Here is a 16367-nt window from a genome sequence, read left to right on the forward strand (position 1 = left end):
GCCCGCGGCCTTTGATTCTGCCAAAGCGAGCGTTCAAACTCGGGGTCTGATCCAGCTACCGGAAGTCCATCGTGGAACTCATCGACCTGCGCAGCGATACCGTCACCCGTCCCACCCCGGCCATGCGTGCGGCCATGCTGGACGCCGCCGTGGGCGACGACGTCTACGGCGAAGATCCCACGGTGAACGCGTTGCAGCAGCGGCTTGCGGCGGATCTCGGCTTCGAGGCGGCGCTGTTCGTGCCCACCGGTACGCAATCGAACCTGGTCGCGTTGATGTCGCATTGCGAGCGCGGCGACGAGTACCTGGTCGGTGCCGATGCGCATACCTACAAATTCGAGGGCGGTGGGGCCGCGGTGCTCGGCTCGATCCAGCCGCAACCGATTCCGCACGACGTGGATGGCAGCCTGCCGCTGGACAAACTCGCCGCAGCGATCAAGCCGGTCGATCCGCATTTCGCGCGCACGCGTCTGCTGGCGCTGGAAAATACCTGGCATGGACGCGCCTTGCCGCTGGATTACCTGAAGGCCGCGCGTGATTTTGCGCGCGAACGTGGCCTGGGCTTTCACCTGGACGGTGCCCGTTTGTTCAACGCCGCCGTTGCGAGCGGCGTTCCGGCTCGCGAGATTGCCGGTTTGTTCGACAGCGTGTCGGTCTGCTTGTCGAAGGGCCTGGGCGCGCCGGTCGGCTCAGTGCTGGTTGGCTCTGCAGCGCTGATCGACAAGGCTCGGCGGTGGAAGAAGGTGACCGGCGGCGGTTGGCGTCAGGCAGGCATGCTCGCTGCTGCTGCGCAGTACGCGTTGGACCATCACGTGGAGCGTCTCGCGGACGATCACGCTCGTGCGGTGATGTTGGCGGCGGGGCTGGGCGAGCTTCCGGGCGTGAAGCTGCTTGGCCAGCATACCAACATGGTATTCATCGATGTGCCCGCTGATCGTCTGCGTGAATTGGACGTCCATTTGCGGCAGGCGGGCATCCGCATCAGCATCGGCTATCTTCCGACGCTGCGGTTGGTGACGCATCTGGATATTGACGATGAGGGTGTGGCGCGGACGGTGGCGGCGTTCCGGCAGTTTTTTGGGTGATGCTGAGGGCACGTTTCTCTCCCTCTCCCCGGCGGGGAGAGGGTTGGGGTGAGGGGCGGGTGCTCGCGGGAACGTTCCTACTTCGTCATCCCGGCGGAGGCCGGGATCCAGAGCCTCGGTCTTCGGTTGCCGCGCTACCGCGACCTGGCTCGCCTGCCGCGGGCTTCCGTCCTCCTGCCGGAGGCCGGGCTACTTTTCTTTGCTTGCCCACGCACGCGCAGGAGCGCGTGTGAACGGCGAAGCCGGCCCGAAGGGCGGAGGGCAGGATGCCCGGAGTAAAGAAAAGTAACCAAAAGAAAGGGCCCCCGGATGACGCGCCTTCCGGGCCTTCGGCCCTCCAGGTGCGCGGGCGGGCTCCGGAGTTTTTCGACAGGACATCCCTGTCCTGTCGAAAAACTGGCCGCATCCATGCGGCCACCCTGCGGGCTTTCCTCCACCCGCCCGCCGCGTCATACGGGGACCCCGGGAGCAGAGCCAGAGCCACATCAAAAGCCGCAGAACGCCCGGCGTTGCCGGGCCCTCTTCTGTAGGAGCGCACCCTGTGCGCGAACGCCGACCGCAGGGCAGCCTGTTAGGCCGCGGTCGCGCACAAGGTGCGCTCCTACAAGGGTTTCGTACGCTCGTGGATTGCTGATCAATCTTGCTGGTCGGCTCTTTGTGGGAGCGCACCCTGTGCGCGACACCTACGGAGCGATACACCCAGGCGTGGCTGTCGCGCACAGGGTGCGCTCCCACAGACACGCAGAGCCCTCTCCCAGGTCGGGAGAGAGGCATAAAGCAGGCTTAGGCAGCCCGCTTATCAAACTTGCGAATAAACTCCCGCACCTGCGGATACACCGTCTGGCGCCAACGCCGCCCGCTGAAAATGCCGTAGTGGCCAGCGCCTTCCACCACGCGGTGCTCGCGTCGGTCGGCGGGAATTCCGCTGCACAGGTCATGCGCCGCTTCGGTCTGGCCGAGGCCGGCGATGTCGTCCAGTTCGCCTTCGACGGTGAACAGCGCGGTCTTGGTGATCGCTGCGGGCTTCACGCGTTCGCCGGAGACATCCCACAGCCCGCGCGGCAGCAGGAACTGCTGGAACACAGTGGCGATGGTGTCGAGGTAATACTCGGCCGGCATGTCGAGCACGGCGTTGTATTCGTCGTAGAACTTGCGGTGCGCTTCGGCGTCATCCTGATCGCCGCGACGCAAGTTCTCGTAGAAGTCCCAATGCGAATTGAGGTGGCGGCCCGGGTTCATCGCGATGAACCCGGCGTGCTGCAGGAAGCCGGGGTAAACCTCGCGGCCGGTGCCCGGATAGTTCGGCGGCACGGTGTGGATCAGGTTGCCGCGGAACCAGCTGAGCGGTCGCGTGGTGGCGAGGTTGTTGACGCCGGTCGGATTGCTGCGCGGCTCGATCGGGCCGCCCATCATGGTCATGCTCAGCGGCGTGGCTTCGCCGCGCGCCGCCATCAGGGAGACCGCGGCAAGCACCGGCACGGTCGGCTGGCATACCGAAATGACGTGCACGCGCTCGGCGCCGATATGCCGGATGAATTCCTCGATGTACGCCACGTAGTCGTCGAGATGGAACGGCCCTGCGCTGGTCGGCACCATGCGTGCGTCGACCCAGTCGGTGATGTACACCTTGTGGTCCTGCAGCAGGGTCTTCACCGTATCGCGCAGCAGCGTGGCGTGGTGGCCGGAGAGCGGCGCCACGACCAGCACGGTCGGGTCGTTCTTCAATTTCTCGATGGTTTCCGGATCGTCGCTGAAGCGCTTGAAGCGCTTGAGCTGGCAGAACGGCTTGTCCAGCATCACGCGCTCGATCACGGCAATTTCCTGACCGTGCGCCGTCACCTGCGGGATGTTGAACGCGGGCTTCTCGTATTCCTTGCCCAGACGGTGCAGCAGCTCGTAGCCGGCCGCCATGCGCGGCGCTCCCGGGAGGTGCGAGAACGGGCTGGTGATGTCGCTCAGCAGCTTGGCGCTGGCCTCGGCGTAGTGGCTCAGCGGGCCAAGGAAAGCGCGCTGCCACTCATGGATCTGATAAAGCATCGGGGTGGAACCGGGAAGCGTCAGAGAAAACCATCTTACCCGGTTTGGCGCAGTCGTGCTGCGCCGCCGCATTGTCTCAATCCTGGTGAATCAGGTGCTTACGCGCGGCGGCAAAGCAGCAGTAATTCGTCCACGCCGTCGCAGTCGGGCATGCCGCGCTGCCAGCGCAGCGGCTTCTGCATGCGCAGGCCCAGCGGCATGATCACGCGGTTGTACCACCACAGCGCGCGCTCGCGCTGGTGCGTGAGGTACCACTGGCCCAGGCCCAGCAAGGTTTTGGAAGTGGGCTGCATGCCGTAGATGGCGCTTTGCTCGATGGTCCAGCCGTGCGACTCGAGCTTGCGCAGGATCTGGGCCGGCTCGTAGCGACGGTAGTGGCCGACGAACTCGTCGAACTCGGTCCAGGCCGATTCGTGCAGCGGTACCGACAGCAGCATGCGGGCGTCGGGTGCTGCAACGCGGGAAAGCTCGCGCAGCGCCTTGTCGTCGTCCAGCACGTGCTCAAGGATGTCCAGCGCACAGACCAGGTCGAAGCTGGCGTCGGCGCAGGGCAGGGCGCTGATGTTGGCGCGCGCGGCGCTGGCACCGTGCGAGCGCAGTTCGCCCAGCGCGGCCGTGCTGATGTCGACGAAATAGCTGCCATCGATCGGCAGGCGCGGGCGCAGGCCCGGTGCCACTTCCAGCCGGCGCGGCAGCGCCATGGCCAGCTCGCGCACCATCGGCCAGGTATTGAAGCGGCTGGGATCGACCAGTCGCGAGCCCGACCACAGCGAGTCGTAGAACGCCTGATTGATGCGTTTTAGCTCAGTGGCGTCGCGACGGGGTAAGGCAAGCGAGGGCATGTAACAGTGTTGCCCGAAACTACTTCACTTTCATGTGAAGCTTTCCTTACCTGCGCAAAACCGTGCGCGCGATCACATCGTGGAAAGCTCGTCGACGCGGATCGAAAATAGCTACGCCAAACCACACCAACCATGCGATAGCCATTGCCCACAGTGCCGCCTTGGTGCCGATCCACGGCGCCAGCACGAGCAAGCTCATGGGCGCTGCCGCCACGAGCAAGCGAACAAGTGCCTGGGGCAGCGTGATGCCAAGACCTTGCTCGTTACTGACGCGGATACGCCACGGACGCATACCCAACGTGCGTCCGCCACGCAGCCACGACGCGATGAAATAAGCCGACACCACCAGCGCCTGCAGCGGCTGATACCACCACGCGATATGAGCGTGTCCATCGGTGCTGATCAAGGTGCCGCCGGTGACGCGCTGGCACACATAGCCCACCACCATCACGATCGCCACCACCGCCAGCAGGTCGTAGAGCAGGGCGAACAGGCGGCGCCACAGCGGGCAATAGATATCGGTGGCGGTGCTGGAAGTCATCGAAACGGCAGCCTGCATAAGGAACGCTTGCACGTGGCGAGGCGGGCAGCCAGCATCGCGTCCATGCAGCAAGAAGAACCCAGTATCGCCGAAGCCGACCGCCGCAGCATCGATGCCTTCATCGAGCGCGTGTGGTCCGAAGATGGACTGTCCGACCGCACGCTGGAGGCGTACCGCAGTGATCTGGAGAGTCTCGCGCGCTGGCTGGGCACGCAGGGCCAGAGCTTGCGCAGTGCGCAGCGTCATCACCTGTCCGCCTATCACGGCAGCCAGCCGGTGGCGGTACGTTCGCTGGCACGTCGGCAGTCGGCGTTTCGTCGCTACTACGCTCATATCGTGCGCACCGAACCGGGTTTCGACGATCCCACGCTGTTGATCGAGCGTCCCAAGATGCCGCGCAGCCTGCCCAAGGCCTTGGCCGAGCGCGAGATCGAGGGTTTGCTGGATGCGCCGGATCTGGACACGACCCTGGGTTTGCGCGATCGGGCGATGCTGGAACTGATGTATGCCTCGGGCTTGCGCGTGTCCGAACTGGTGGAGTTGCCGCTGGCTTCGCTCAACCTGCGCCAGGGCGTGGTGCGGGTGACCGGCAAGGGCGGCAAGGATCGCCTGGTGCCCATCGGTGAAGTGGCGGCGGAGCGCATCGAGGCCTACCTGGCAACGGCGCGCCCCACGCTGGCACGCGGACGCCAGCCGGTTGCGCTGTTTCTCAGCAACCGCGGCGAGGGCATGACGCGGCAGATGTTCTGGACCCTGGTGAAGCGCTACGCCGTGCAGGTGGGCATCGTCTCCAAGCGCATTTCGCCGCATGTGCTGCGGCATTCCTTCGCCACCCACCTGCTCAATCACGGCGCCGACTTGCGCGCGCTGCAGATGCTGCTGGGCCATAGCGCGCTGAGCACGACGCAGATTTATACGCTGGTCGCCAAGGAAGGTCTCAAGCGGCTGCACGCCCAGCACCATCCGCGCGGCTGACCGAGCCGCGGCAGTGCCAAACGGCCCGCATCCGCGTTCAGGCGCCTGTGCGAGAATGGCTCTCCCCCACGTTTCCCCCACGGGGAAATGCATGTCCACGAGGTCTGCGATGTTCAAGAAATGGTTGCTGGCGCTGTGCGTCGGTGGATTGGCACTCAACGCCTGCGCCGCGCCGGACGGCACGAATGGCGCGGCCGGTGCGACCACCGCTGTCGCCGCTGGATCGGATGCCGCCATCCGCCGTGCCGTGCAAGGGCTGGTGCCCAACGCGAGCATCGACTCGATTCGCCCGGCGCCGATGCAGGGCTTTTATCAGGTCATCGCCTCGGGGCATCTGGTCTATGTGTCCAGCGACGGCAAATACATGCTCAATGGCGACCTGATCGACCTGGGCAGGAAAAAGAACATCACTGAGGATGGCTGGTCCGAGTTCCGCAAGGCCGAGCTGGCCAAGGTGCCCGAGGCCGACCGCATCGTGTTCGCGCCGGAAAATCCGCGCTATCGCGTCACCGTGTTCACCGACGTCAATTGCGCTTATTGCCGCCAGCTGCATGAACACATGGCCGATTTCAACAAGGCCGGCATCGCGGTGGAGTACGTTGCCTGGCCGCGCGAAGGCGTCATCAACGAGGCAGGCCGTACCACGCCCACCTATAACGAGATGGTCTCGGTGTGGTGCGCCAGCGACCGCAAGGCCGCGTTCACCTCAGCCAAGCAGGGCAAGGCGCCCAAGGCCACCAACTGTCCGAACCCGGTGAAGGACGAGTTCGAGCTGGGCGTGAAGCTCGGCGTGTCCGGCACGCCCACCATCATTGCGGCCGATGGCTCGATGATCGGGGGCTATGTGACGCCCGAGCAGCTGCTGCAGGCGCTTAAGTCCGGCGGTTGATGTCCGGCGACCGGTGCGGCTTTACGCCCCCGGCATGCGTCAATTGGCAGTAGATTCATTGAGTTAGCATGACTGGGCGGCGTTGGAGTGCCAGCGTCGCCCGAACAGTCGCGATGCTGCGTCGCGGCAGTGTTGATGCGCGATGAGGTACAATCAGCGTTTTCGCCTACCTCCTGTCCCCGCATGATCGCACTCGACGGGCAGAGCGCCCTCTCCCCTTTTCGCCTTGAACGTCTGAACGCACGCCTGGAAGCCATTCACCGTGGCACCCGTGTGCAGGCGTCGTGGTTCATTTATTTCATCGACGCCGACCGCGCGCCAGAGGGCGAGCAGCATCGCCGCCTGCTGGAAGTGCTGGAGGCCAAGGAAGGCAAGCCCGAACACGCCTCGCTATGGGTGGTTCCGCGCCTGGGCACGATCTCGCCGTGGTCCAGCAAGGCCACCGATATCCTGCATGGCGCTGGCTTCGATGTGCGCCGCGTCGAGCGTGGCGTCGCATGGCAGGTTGCCAGTCTGCCGGCCATTGGCAGCGCGCAGTACGACGCCGTCGTTGCCGTGTTGCATGACGCCATGACGCAGTCGGTGCTGACCGATCTGAGCCAGGCGCACAGCCTGTTCCTCGGCGGCCAGCCCGGTCCGGTGGTCTACATCGAGTTGGGCGGCGAACCCAAGGCCGCGCTGGACGTGGCCAACCGGGAACTGGGCCTGGCGCTGGCCGACGACGAGATCGAATACCTGGTCGCGCGCTACGCCGAACTGGGCCGCAACCCGACTGACGCCGAACTCTTCATGTTCGCGCAGGCCAATTCCGAGCACTGCCGCCACAAGGTGTTCAACGCCAGTTGGACGCTCGATGGCGAGGCTCAGGACAAGAGCCTGTTCGGCATGATCAAGAACACCCACCAGCATTCGCCGGCTCATACGCTGTCTGCCTATAAGGACAACGCGGCGGTGATCGAAGGCTCCGAAGGCAAGCGCTTCTTCACCGATCAGGATGGTGTGTGGCGCGCGCATCCGGAACGCATCGACTACGCAATCAAGGTGGAAACGCACAACCATCCCACGGCCATTGCGCCGTGGCCGGGTGCGGCTACCGGCGCCGGCGGCGAAATCCGCGATGAAGGCGCTACCGGCCGTGGCGCCAAGCCCAAGGCTGGCCTGACCGGTTTCTCCGTCTCCGACCTGCGCATTCCCGGCTTGCCGCGACCGTGGGAAGTGGATCGCCCGCTGCCGCCGCATATGGCGACCGCCTTCGAAATCATGCGCGACGGCCCGCTGGGCGCTGCTGCATTCAACAACGAATTCGGCCGTCCGGCGCTGGGCGGTTACTTCCGCACGTACGAGCACGAAACCGGTGAAGCGGGCGTGCGTCGCGGCTACGACAAGCCGATCATGATCGCCGGCGGTCTGGCCAATATCCGAGCCGACCACGTGCAGAAGCGCGACGTGCAGCCGGGCAACAAGGTGATCGTGCTCGGTGGCCCGGCCATGCTGATCGGCCTGGGCGGCGGCGCTGCCTCGTCGGTGGCTTCGGGCACGTCGAGCAAGGAGCTGGATTTCGCTTCCGTGCAGCGCGACAACGCCGAGATGGAGCGTCGCGCGCAGCAGGTGATCGACAGCTGCTGGGCGCGTGGCGACAAGAACCCCATCGTCAGCGTGCACGACGTAGGCGCAGGCGGTCTTTCGAACGCCATTCCCGAGTTGCTCAACGACGCGGGCGTGGGCGGTCGCATCGACCTTTCCACGATTCCGTGCGACGACCCGTCGCTGTCGCCGATGCAGGTGTGGAGCAACGAGTCGCAGGAGCGCTACGTGCTCGCGATCGGGCCGGAAGATCTCGCCGAATTCGAGGCCTACTGCAAGCGCGAGCGTTGCCCCTATGCGGTGGTCGGCGATGCCACGGCTGAGCGTCGCCTGGTGGTGCACGATCCGCGCACCGACACGCTGGTGATCGACCTGCCGATGGATGTGCTGTTCGGCAAGCCGCCGCGCATGCATCGCGATGCCAAGCGTCTGAAGCCGCGCGTGGATCTGCTGCCCGATCTGGCCGGCATCAGCATGGACGAAGCGCTGATGCGCGTGCTGCGCCTGCCCACGGTGGGCAGCAAGAGCTTCCTCATCACCATTGGCGACCGCACCGTCGGTGGCCTCAATGTGCGCGATCCGATGGTCGGTCCCTGGCAGGTGCCGGTGGCCGATTGCGCGGTCACTGTCACCGATTTCGACAGCTACACCGGTGAGGCGATGGCGATGGCCGAGCGCGCACCCGTGGCGTTGCTGAGCAGCCCGGACGCCGCCCGCCTTGCCGTGGGCGAAGCGATCACCAATCTCGCCGCCGCACCGATCGCCTCGCTGGGCGAAATCCGTTTGTCGGCCAACTGGCAGGCGGCGGTGAACTTCCCCGGCGAAGATGCGGCACTGTTTGACGCGGTGAAGGCCGTGGGCATGGAATTGTGCCCGGAGCTCGACATCTCGATCCCGGTCGGCAAGGACTCGCTGTCCATGCAGACGATCTGGAAGGATGGCGACACCATGCAGTCCACCGTGTCGCCGGTGTCGCTGGTCATCACCGGCTTCGCGCGCGTCACCGACGTGCGCCGCACGCTCACGCCGCAGCTGCGGCTGGATCGCGGCGATTCCGAACTCTGGCTGCTGGATCTCGGCGCCTGCCGCGATCGCCTCGGCGGTTCCGCGCTGACCCAGGTGTTCAATCGCGGCGGCGGCGTGCCGCCGGATCTGGACGATGCCAAGCGCCTGAAGTCGTTGTTCGACCTAGTGCAGGAAGCGAACGCCAACGGCCTGTTGCTGGCCTATCACGACCGTTCCGACGGCGGCGTCATCGTGACCTTGCTGGAGATGGCGTTCGCCGGTCACTGCGGTCTGGAGATTCAGCTGGACGGCTGGGCGGAAGCGACGCTGCGCGCGCTGTTCAACGAGGAGCTGGGCGCGGTCATGCAGGTGGCCTCGGCCAATCGCGAAGCCTTCGAGGCGCTGCTGGTCAAGCATGGCCTGACCAGCATGGCGTACCGCATTGGCCGTCCTAAGGAAAAGCTCGGCATCAAGCTGTTCCACAACGGCGATACCATGTTCAAGTGGAACTGGCGCACGCTGTTCGAAGCGTGGAACGAAACCAGCTACGCCATGCAGCGCCTGCGCGACAACCCGGCTTCGGCCGATGCTGAAAACGCCTGGCGCCTGGACGACTCCGATCCGGGCATCCACCCGAAGCTGAGCTTCGAGCCGTCCGACGACATCGCTGCGCCGTACATCGCCAAGGGCGCACGCCCGCGCGTGGCCGTGCTGCGCGAGCAGGGCGTCAATGGCCAGGTCGAAATGGCGGCGGCGTTTACGCGTGCGGGCTTCGATGCGGTGGACGTCCATATGTCCGACCTTGCGAGCGGCCGCATCAAGCTGGCCGACTTCCGCGGCTTTGCGGCATGCGGCGGTTTCTCGTATGGCGACGTGCTGGGTGCGGGCCGCGGCTGGGCCACGTCCATTCTCTACAACGAATACCTGCGCGCGGAATTCAGCACGTTCTTTGCCGATACCTCGCGTTTCGCGCTCGGCGTCTGCAACGGCTGCCAGATGATGGGCCAGCTCAAGGACATCATCCCCGGTGCGCAGCACTGGCCGAAGTTCCTGCGCAACGCGTCGGAGCAGTACGAGGCTCGTCTGGCCACCGTGGAAGTGCTCGATTCGCCGAGCATCTTCTTCAAGGGCATGGCCGGCTCGCGCATCCCGGTGGCGGTGGCGCACGGCGAAGGCCGCGTGAGCTTCCCGTATAGCTGCAGTCCGTCCAAGGCCGGCGCGGCGCTGCGTTATGTGGATAACCGCGGCAAGCCGACCGAAGACTATCCGCTGAACCCGAACGGTTCGCCGGGCGGTCTCACCGGTTTCACGGCTGCCGAGGGACGCGTGACGATCATGATGCCGCATCCGGAACGCGTGTTCCGCAGCGTGCTGATGAGCTGGCATCCGGAAAAGTGGGGCGAGGATTCGCCGTGGATGCGCATGTTCCGCAACGCACGGGTGTGGTGCGGCTGATGTGTTCCGGCCGCGCTAGACCTGCGTTGAGGGTCTAGCGTGGCTGCCGTCGACCGTTGGTTGTCGAGGGTACTTCCGGGGCTCGCCTGGGCAGGCGTGATGGCGCTGTTGCCCTGGTGGTTGGGCTTGCCGCTGCTGTTGTTGTCTGTGCTCGGCGCGGTGTGGTTCGACCGGCGCGTTGCGCGCTCTGCCGAGTTGTGCCGACGTGCCTTGCGCTGGGGTTTGCCAGGCTTGTTGTTCGCGGTGCAGCGCGCCTTGGGCGGCGATCTGATGGCCTGGGGCGCGGCCCTGCTTGGCGCCCTGGTGGGCTTCTCGCTGGTGGTGCTGATGGAGTCGCTGCTCGACCATCGCGTGCAACGCACGCCGACGGCGAAGGCGTCGCCTGAGTGGAGCGAGCTGGCGATGGCGCCCGTGGGTCCGCCCGCGCACATCATCGAATTGACCCGGGCGGACTGGCAGCTGGCGGCGGCGGAATTCGTTGATGCCAGCGGCACCGTGCGATTCGAAGCGACCGGCGAGGGACGAGGGCGCTACGTGTTCGCCCAGGGCCAGGTGATCGACAAGGCGAGCCCGCGCTACTGCAGTAGTCCCGGCGGCCGCTGGTTTGCGGCCAACCTGCCGGGCGGCCGCGGCGAGATCCTGTGGGACCGGCAAAGCCAGCGCACGCACCGGCTGAGCGGCTGGCAACTGAGCGGCTGGGAGGGCGACCAGCCTTGGCTGGCCGCAGGCAGCGACGCTGCACCGGCGCCCCTGCATGAAGTGCTGGGGCAGCTGCCGCGACCGTAGTCATTCCGTTTCATCTGCCGGCCCGTCTCGACATACACTTCACAGTTGCTCCGGAGTAAGCGCGCCCACCGCGGCCTGCGTGAACCTTCGGAACACTTTCAGTCACTCAATCTAGCTCCGGACAACGCATACTTGTGACTGTGACTACCGACGCACCTTCTTCCTTGTCCTCCGTGTTGCCGGTCAGTGTGATCGTGGTGGCCGCCGACAGTGGTCCCAGCCTGCGCGATTGCGTGCGGCGCGTGCTGGCGTGCGAGTTGCCGCTGGAATTGGTGCTGGTGGACAACGCCTCCTCCGACGGCATTCCGCAGGCGATTGCGCGCGCGCACGAGAGCGATGCGCGGCTGCGCGTGGTCTACAACCATGCCAACCTGGGTTTCGGCCCGGCGGTAAACCGCGGTGCGGCGCAGTCGCACGGCAAGTCGCTGCTGGTGCTCAATCCCGATTGCCTGATCGACAACGAGACGCTGCAGCGCCTGGTCGAGATGCTGGCCTCGCATCCGCGCGCGGGCGTGATCGGCGCGGTGGTATGCGACGAAAACGGTACGCCCGATCCGGCCTCCTATCGTCGCGATCCACTGCTGCGTCGTGCGTTGAATACGCTGTTCCACCGCGCCGGCGAAGGCATCAACATCGAAGGCCCAATGCCGGATAGCCTGGTCGAGGCCGAGGCGGTATCGGGTGCGTTGATGCTGATGCCGCGGCGCGTGTTCAACTATCTCGCCGGTTTCGACGAGGCCTATTTCCTGCATTGCGAAGACCTGGACCTGTGCCGCCGCGTGCGCGATGCCGGTTATCACGTGATGCTGGCGGGCGACGTGCACGTGCTGCACGGCAAAGGCAGCTCGAGCCGTCACCGCCCGGTGTTCGTGAGCAAGTACAAGCATCGCGGCATGTGGCGCTGGTTCCGCAAGTTCGATCCGGACGCGCGCAAGCCGTGGATTGCCGGCGTGGTCTGGCTAGGCATCTGGACGCACTTCCTGCTGCAGATTCCCGGGCAGCTGTGGCGACTGGCGCGGCGCAAGCGATCGCAGGAAGCCGCGTGACGGCGCGCGCATCGCGAACCGCGACCTGGGCCACGCTGGGTCTGGTTTCAGTCACCGCCATCTGGGGTTCCACCTTTTTCCTGATCAAGGATCTGGTGGCGCGCATGCCGGTGGCCGATTTCCTGGCCGTGCGCTTTCTGATGGCGGCGCTGGCCATGGCTGCGTTGTTTCACCGCCCGTTGCTGCGGCTCAGTCGGCGCGAGTGGTGGCAGGGCAGCGCGCTCGGCGCAATCTATGGCATTGCGCAGCTATTGCAGACCTCAGGCCTCGAACACACGTCGGCGAGCATCAGCGGCTTCGTCACCGGCATGTATGTGGTGTTCACGCCCTTGCTCGGCACGGTGCTGCTGCGCCAGCGCTTGCCCTCGGTCACCTGGATTGCCGTGCTGCTTTCAGTCGGCGGTCTGGGACTGCTCGCCCTGCATGGCTTGAGCGTCGGTTACGGTGTGTGGCTCACGCTCGCTTCGGCGGCGCTGTATGGCCTGCACATCGTGGGCCTGGGAACGTGGTCGCGCCCCGGCAGCGCGTTCGCCTTGTCGACCGTGCAGATGATCGTGATTGCCCTGATCTGCCTGCTGGCGACCTTGCCCTCCGGTCCATCGCTGCCGCCCGACCTCGGTGCGTGGGCCGCTGTGGTCTACATGGCGCTGGCGGCCGGCGCGGGCGCCATGCTGGTGCAGACCTGGGCGCAGGCGCATCTCTCGCCAACGCGTGCGGCCATCGTGATGACGCTGGAACCGGTGTTTGCGGCGGGCTTTGCAGTCACCTTCGGCCATGACGCGCTGACCTGGCGGATGCTTGCTGGCGGTGCGCTGGTGCTGGCGGCGATGTACCTGGTGGAGCTGGCGCCGCGGAGCAGTGCGGTTAAGGCGGAAGGGTTGCACCACGAGGTTTGAGCGCCCTCAGTTCTGTGGGAGCGCACCCTGTGCGCGACTGCGGCGCTGGGACGTTATCGCTTCGTAGGTTTGTCGCGCACAGGGTGCGCTCCCACCGGTGTCGCCCTTTTAGTCCTTGCGCTTCGCCGGATGCGGCTGCAGCGCAAGTCGCACCAGATAGATCACGATGGCGATATTGGCGATCAGTGCACCCAGCTTGAGCCAGCCAAACTTGTGGATCGTCTCGTACAGCTCCAGTGGAATCAGCGAGCCGGTGGCGATCACCGTGAACCATTCGGCCCAGTGCTTGCGCAGCCATAGGCCGGTGCCTTCGGTGGCGAAGATGGCGGCATAGGCGAGCGCCACCAGGCCAATGGCGACAAACTTGCTCGGCCCCAGCGATTGCAGCAGCTCCACCAAGCGCCAGCGCAGGCCGTTGCTGTCAGTCAGCGACAGGTGCTCCAGCCAGTGCACCAGTTTTTCGAAGTTCTGCTCGCGATCCAGGTGAAACGCGAAAATCGCCACGAGGATCAGGCACACCGTCTTCACGCCCTTGTAGATGGCGATGATGCGCAGGCCGAGGCTGTGTTGGGCCTCGATCTCCGACGAAGGTTGCAGACGGGGGTGGTGGTGTTTGGTCATCGGGAGTCGTGCAGTGGCAAGCGGCCAGGATCTGTGCGGGATGATGAAGGCTAGGGCACCGGATGCCCAGCCCCGTTCAGAGACGAGAAAGGCCATGCCCCGGCGGGGCACGGCCTTTGGGAGGCTCCGACCGCTCTCAGCCTAGCAGCAGCGCCCGCCGGTTCCCTTGTAGCGGGCAATTTGCCGCTCCCTGAAAAACTCCTTGTAGCTGGGCACGGCGCGATCCGGGTGATGCTCGCGCAGATGCTTCACGTACACGTCGTAGTCGGGAACGCCGCAGCAGAGGCGGGCAGTTTGCACCGCCCACTTCCGGATCGCCTGCAGATCCATTTTCATGATGGCAGCCCTCAACGGCTGGGCACGGTACCCAGCGCGACGTACGGCTCTTCGTGCGCGGTGGGATGGTTGATGCCCCAGGCCCTGACCATGGCCCGGATGGTGAAGGCGACCATGGTCAGGATCAGCAGCATGAAGATGCCGGTGAGCGCGGCGTCGACATAGTTGTTGGTGACGATGCGCTGCATTTCCTCCGCCGTTTTGGCCGGCGCCAGGAGTTTGCCGTCGGTGATGGCCTGAGCGTATTTCTGCGCCGCCGCCGTGAAGCTGATCGGACCGCTGAGTTTCTCCCAACCCGCGGTGAGCGTGCACACCACCAGCCAGATCGCCGGAATGCCCGGCACCAGCACGTAGCGTTCGCGCTTGAGCTTCACCGTCACCACCGTGGCGAGCATCAATGCCACTGCCGCCAGCATCTGGTTCGCGATGCCGAACAACGGCCATAGTGTGTTGATGCCGCCCAGTGGATCGACCGCGCCCTGGTACAGAAAGTAGCCCCACAAGCCCACGCAGATGGCGGTGGCGAGCAGGTTGCCGGTCCACGATTCGGTGTGTTGCAGCGGTTTGTAGATGAGGCCGGCGATCTCCTGGATCATGAAGCGGCCCACACGCGTACCCGCATCCACGGTGGTCAGGATGAACAGCGCTTCGAACAGAATGGCGTAGTGGTACCAGAACGCCATCATGCCTTCGCCCGGGACGATGCCGTGCAGCAGCTGGGCCATGCCCACCGCCAGCGTCGGTGCTCCACCGGCGCGGCTGAGGATGGTCGTCTCGCCGATGTTCTTGGCGGTGTTGAGCAGCTCGTCCGGCGTCACCACGAAGCCCCACTGGCTGATCGCGGTGGCGGCTGACTGCGCGGTGGTGCCGATCAACGCGGCTGGCGAGTTCATCGCGAAGTACACGCCCGGATGCAGCGAAGCGGCTGCGATGAGCGCCATGATGGCCACGAAGGCCTCCATCAACATGCCGCCGTAGCCGATCATGCGCGCCTGGCCTTCATTGGCGATCAGCTTGGGCGTGGTGCCCGAGGCAATGATCGAATGCCAGCCCGACACCGCGCCGCAGGCGATGGTGATGAACAGGAACGGGAACAGGTTGCCCTGGAACACCGGGCCGGTGCCGTCGATGAACTTGGTCACGGCCGGCATCTGCAGCGTGGGCGCAGCCAGGAAGATGGCCAGCGCCAGCAGCATGATGGTGCCGATCTTGAGGAAGGTGGAGAGGTAGTCGCGCGGCGCCAGCAACAGCCACACCGGCAACACCGAGGCGCAGAAGCCGTAGGCGATCAGCAGCCAGGCCAGCGACTTGGCATCGAAATCGAACACCGCCGACCAGGTCGGCGAGGCCGCCACGTGTGCACCGAACCAGATCGAAGTCAGCAGCAGGATCAGGCCGATGATCGACACTTCGAGAATCTTGCCCGGCCGCAGCCAGCGCAGATAGATGCCCATCAGCAAGGCGATCGGAATGGTCGCCGCCACGGTAAACGTGCCCCAGGGACTGTGCGTCAGCGCCTTGACCACCACCAGCGCCAGCACCGCCAGCACGATCATCATCAGCACCAGCACGCCGAACATGGCAACTACGCCGGCAGTTGGCCCGAGTTCGTCGCGCAGCATATTGCCCAGCGAGCGGCCATCGCGTCTCACCGACAGGCCCAGGATCATGAAGTCCTGCACGGCGCCGGCGAACACCACGCCGAACAGGATCCACAGCGTGCCGGGCAAATACCCCATCTGCGCCGCCAGCACCGGGCCAACCAGTGGACCTGCGCCAGCGATCGCCGCGAAGTGGTGTCCGAACACAACCCACTTGTCGGTGGGCACATAGTCGAGGCCATCGTTGCGCAGCACGGCGGGCGTGGCCCGGCTCGGGTCCATGCGCAGCACTTTGTCGTTGATGAACTTGCTGTAGAAGCGGTAGCCGATCACGAACACGGCAATCGCCGCGGCCACCAGCCAGATGGCGTTGATCGGTTCGCCGCGGCGCAGCGCGACCACCCCCAGGCACCAGGCGCCGACGATGGCGATGGCGGCCCACAGGATCTTCCCTGCAGGACTTGGTTTGACGGCGACGGTCGACATTCGCGTTGGCTCCTGGGAAGTCCCCCGCAAGGTTCGTCCCGGGGGAGGCGGGGGTCAACAACATATTGCGTCGCCCCGCATTAGCCATTGGTCGAATGGGCGCAGGGGATCGTGGATGCGCGAGCATCCTGGCCGGCGCGTACACTGGCGGTCTGCCAGCCGCCGCGCGCGGCCTTGCTGAA

The 16367-nt window shown here is 65.4% G+C and carries 13 protein-coding genes; 7 read left to right on the forward strand and 6 right to left on the reverse strand.

Going from position 1 to position 16367, the window contains the following annotated elements; translation table 11 throughout:
- The first annotated feature begins 71 nt into the window (after nt 1-71).
- A complete protein-coding gene (gene ltaE / locus AC1DMY_RS01190) occupies nt 72-1085 on the forward strand; it encodes a low-specificity L-threonine aldolase (RefSeq protein ID WP_477163225.1) in 1014 nt (337 codons plus the stop codon).
- A 783-nt stretch (nt 1086-1868) separates the two neighbouring features.
- Here the strand turns inward: ltaE and AC1DMY_RS01195 are convergent.
- From AC1DMY_RS01195 to AC1DMY_RS01205, 3 genes are all read right to left on the reverse strand, one after another.
- Nucleotides 1869-3122 carry a polyhydroxyalkanoate depolymerase gene (locus AC1DMY_RS01195; RefSeq protein WP_477163226.1) on the reverse strand — a complete coding sequence of 418 codons (1254 nt, stop codon included), beginning with the start codon at nt 3120-3122 and terminating at the stop codon, nt 1869-1871.
- A 98-nt stretch (nt 3123-3220) separates the two neighbouring features.
- Nucleotides 3221-3964: a class I SAM-dependent methyltransferase gene (locus AC1DMY_RS01200; protein WP_477163227.1), complete on the reverse strand. Its 744-nt coding sequence runs from the start codon at nt 3962-3964 to the stop codon at nt 3221-3223.
- 46 nt (nt 3965-4010) lie between these two features.
- Complete coding sequence (locus AC1DMY_RS01205) at nt 4011-4505, reverse strand: RDD family protein (protein WP_477163228.1); 495 nt, start codon at nt 4503-4505, stop codon at nt 4011-4013.
- A 63-nt stretch (nt 4506-4568) separates the two neighbouring features.
- Between AC1DMY_RS01205 and xerD the strand changes: the two genes are divergently transcribed.
- The 6 genes from xerD (at nt 4569) to AC1DMY_RS01235 (ending at nt 13141) form a co-directional block, all read left to right on the forward strand.
- Nucleotides 4569-5480 carry a site-specific tyrosine recombinase XerD gene (gene xerD, locus AC1DMY_RS01210; RefSeq protein WP_477163229.1) on the forward strand — a complete coding sequence of 304 codons (912 nt, stop codon included), beginning with the start codon at nt 4569-4571 and terminating at the stop codon, nt 5478-5480.
- Between the two features lie 109 nt (nt 5481-5589).
- On the forward strand, nt 5590-6369 hold the full coding sequence (locus AC1DMY_RS01215; RefSeq protein WP_477164169.1) for a DsbC family protein: 780 nt from the start codon (nt 5590-5592) through the stop codon (nt 6367-6369).
- A gap of 183 nt (nt 6370-6552) precedes the next feature.
- Entirely contained in the window at nt 6553-10413 is a 3861-nt protein-coding gene (gene purL / locus AC1DMY_RS01220) for a phosphoribosylformylglycinamidine synthase (protein ID WP_477163230.1), read from the forward strand.
- A gap of 39 nt (nt 10414-10452) precedes the next feature.
- Nucleotides 10453-11199, forward strand: coding sequence for a hypothetical protein (locus AC1DMY_RS01225; protein WP_477163231.1), 747 nt, complete (start codon nt 10453-10455; stop codon nt 11197-11199).
- A 140-nt stretch (nt 11200-11339) separates the two neighbouring features.
- Entirely contained in the window at nt 11340-12245 is a 906-nt protein-coding gene (locus AC1DMY_RS01230; RefSeq protein ID WP_477164170.1) for a glycosyltransferase family 2 protein, read from the forward strand.
- Nucleotides 12242-13141 (forward strand): DMT family transporter, encoded by a 900-nt coding sequence (locus tag AC1DMY_RS01235; protein ID WP_477163232.1) that lies wholly within the window; start codon nt 12242-12244, stop codon nt 13139-13141. Before AC1DMY_RS01230 ends, AC1DMY_RS01235 begins: the two co-directional genes overlap by 4 nt.
- 108 nt (nt 13142-13249) lie before the next feature.
- Here the strand turns inward: AC1DMY_RS01235 and AC1DMY_RS01240 are convergent, their stop codons facing one another.
- The 3 genes from AC1DMY_RS01240 to AC1DMY_RS01250 form a co-directional block, all read right to left on the reverse strand.
- Entirely contained in the window at nt 13250-13762 is a 513-nt protein-coding gene (locus AC1DMY_RS01240; protein ID WP_477163233.1) for a DUF2127 domain-containing protein, read from the reverse strand.
- Nucleotides 13763-13903: 141 nt separating this feature from the next.
- Nucleotides 13904-14098 (reverse strand): YbdD/YjiX family protein, encoded by a 195-nt coding sequence (locus AC1DMY_RS01245; RefSeq protein ID WP_477163234.1) that lies wholly within the window; start codon nt 14096-14098, stop codon nt 13904-13906.
- A gap of 11 nt (nt 14099-14109) precedes the next feature.
- On the reverse strand, nt 14110-16185 hold the full coding sequence (locus AC1DMY_RS01250) for a carbon starvation CstA family protein (protein WP_477163235.1): 2076 nt from the start codon (nt 16183-16185) through the stop codon (nt 14110-14112).
- Between the last annotated feature and the right edge of the window lie 182 nt (nt 16186-16367).

Source organism: Dyella sp. 01L423 (genome assembly GCF_056399945.1).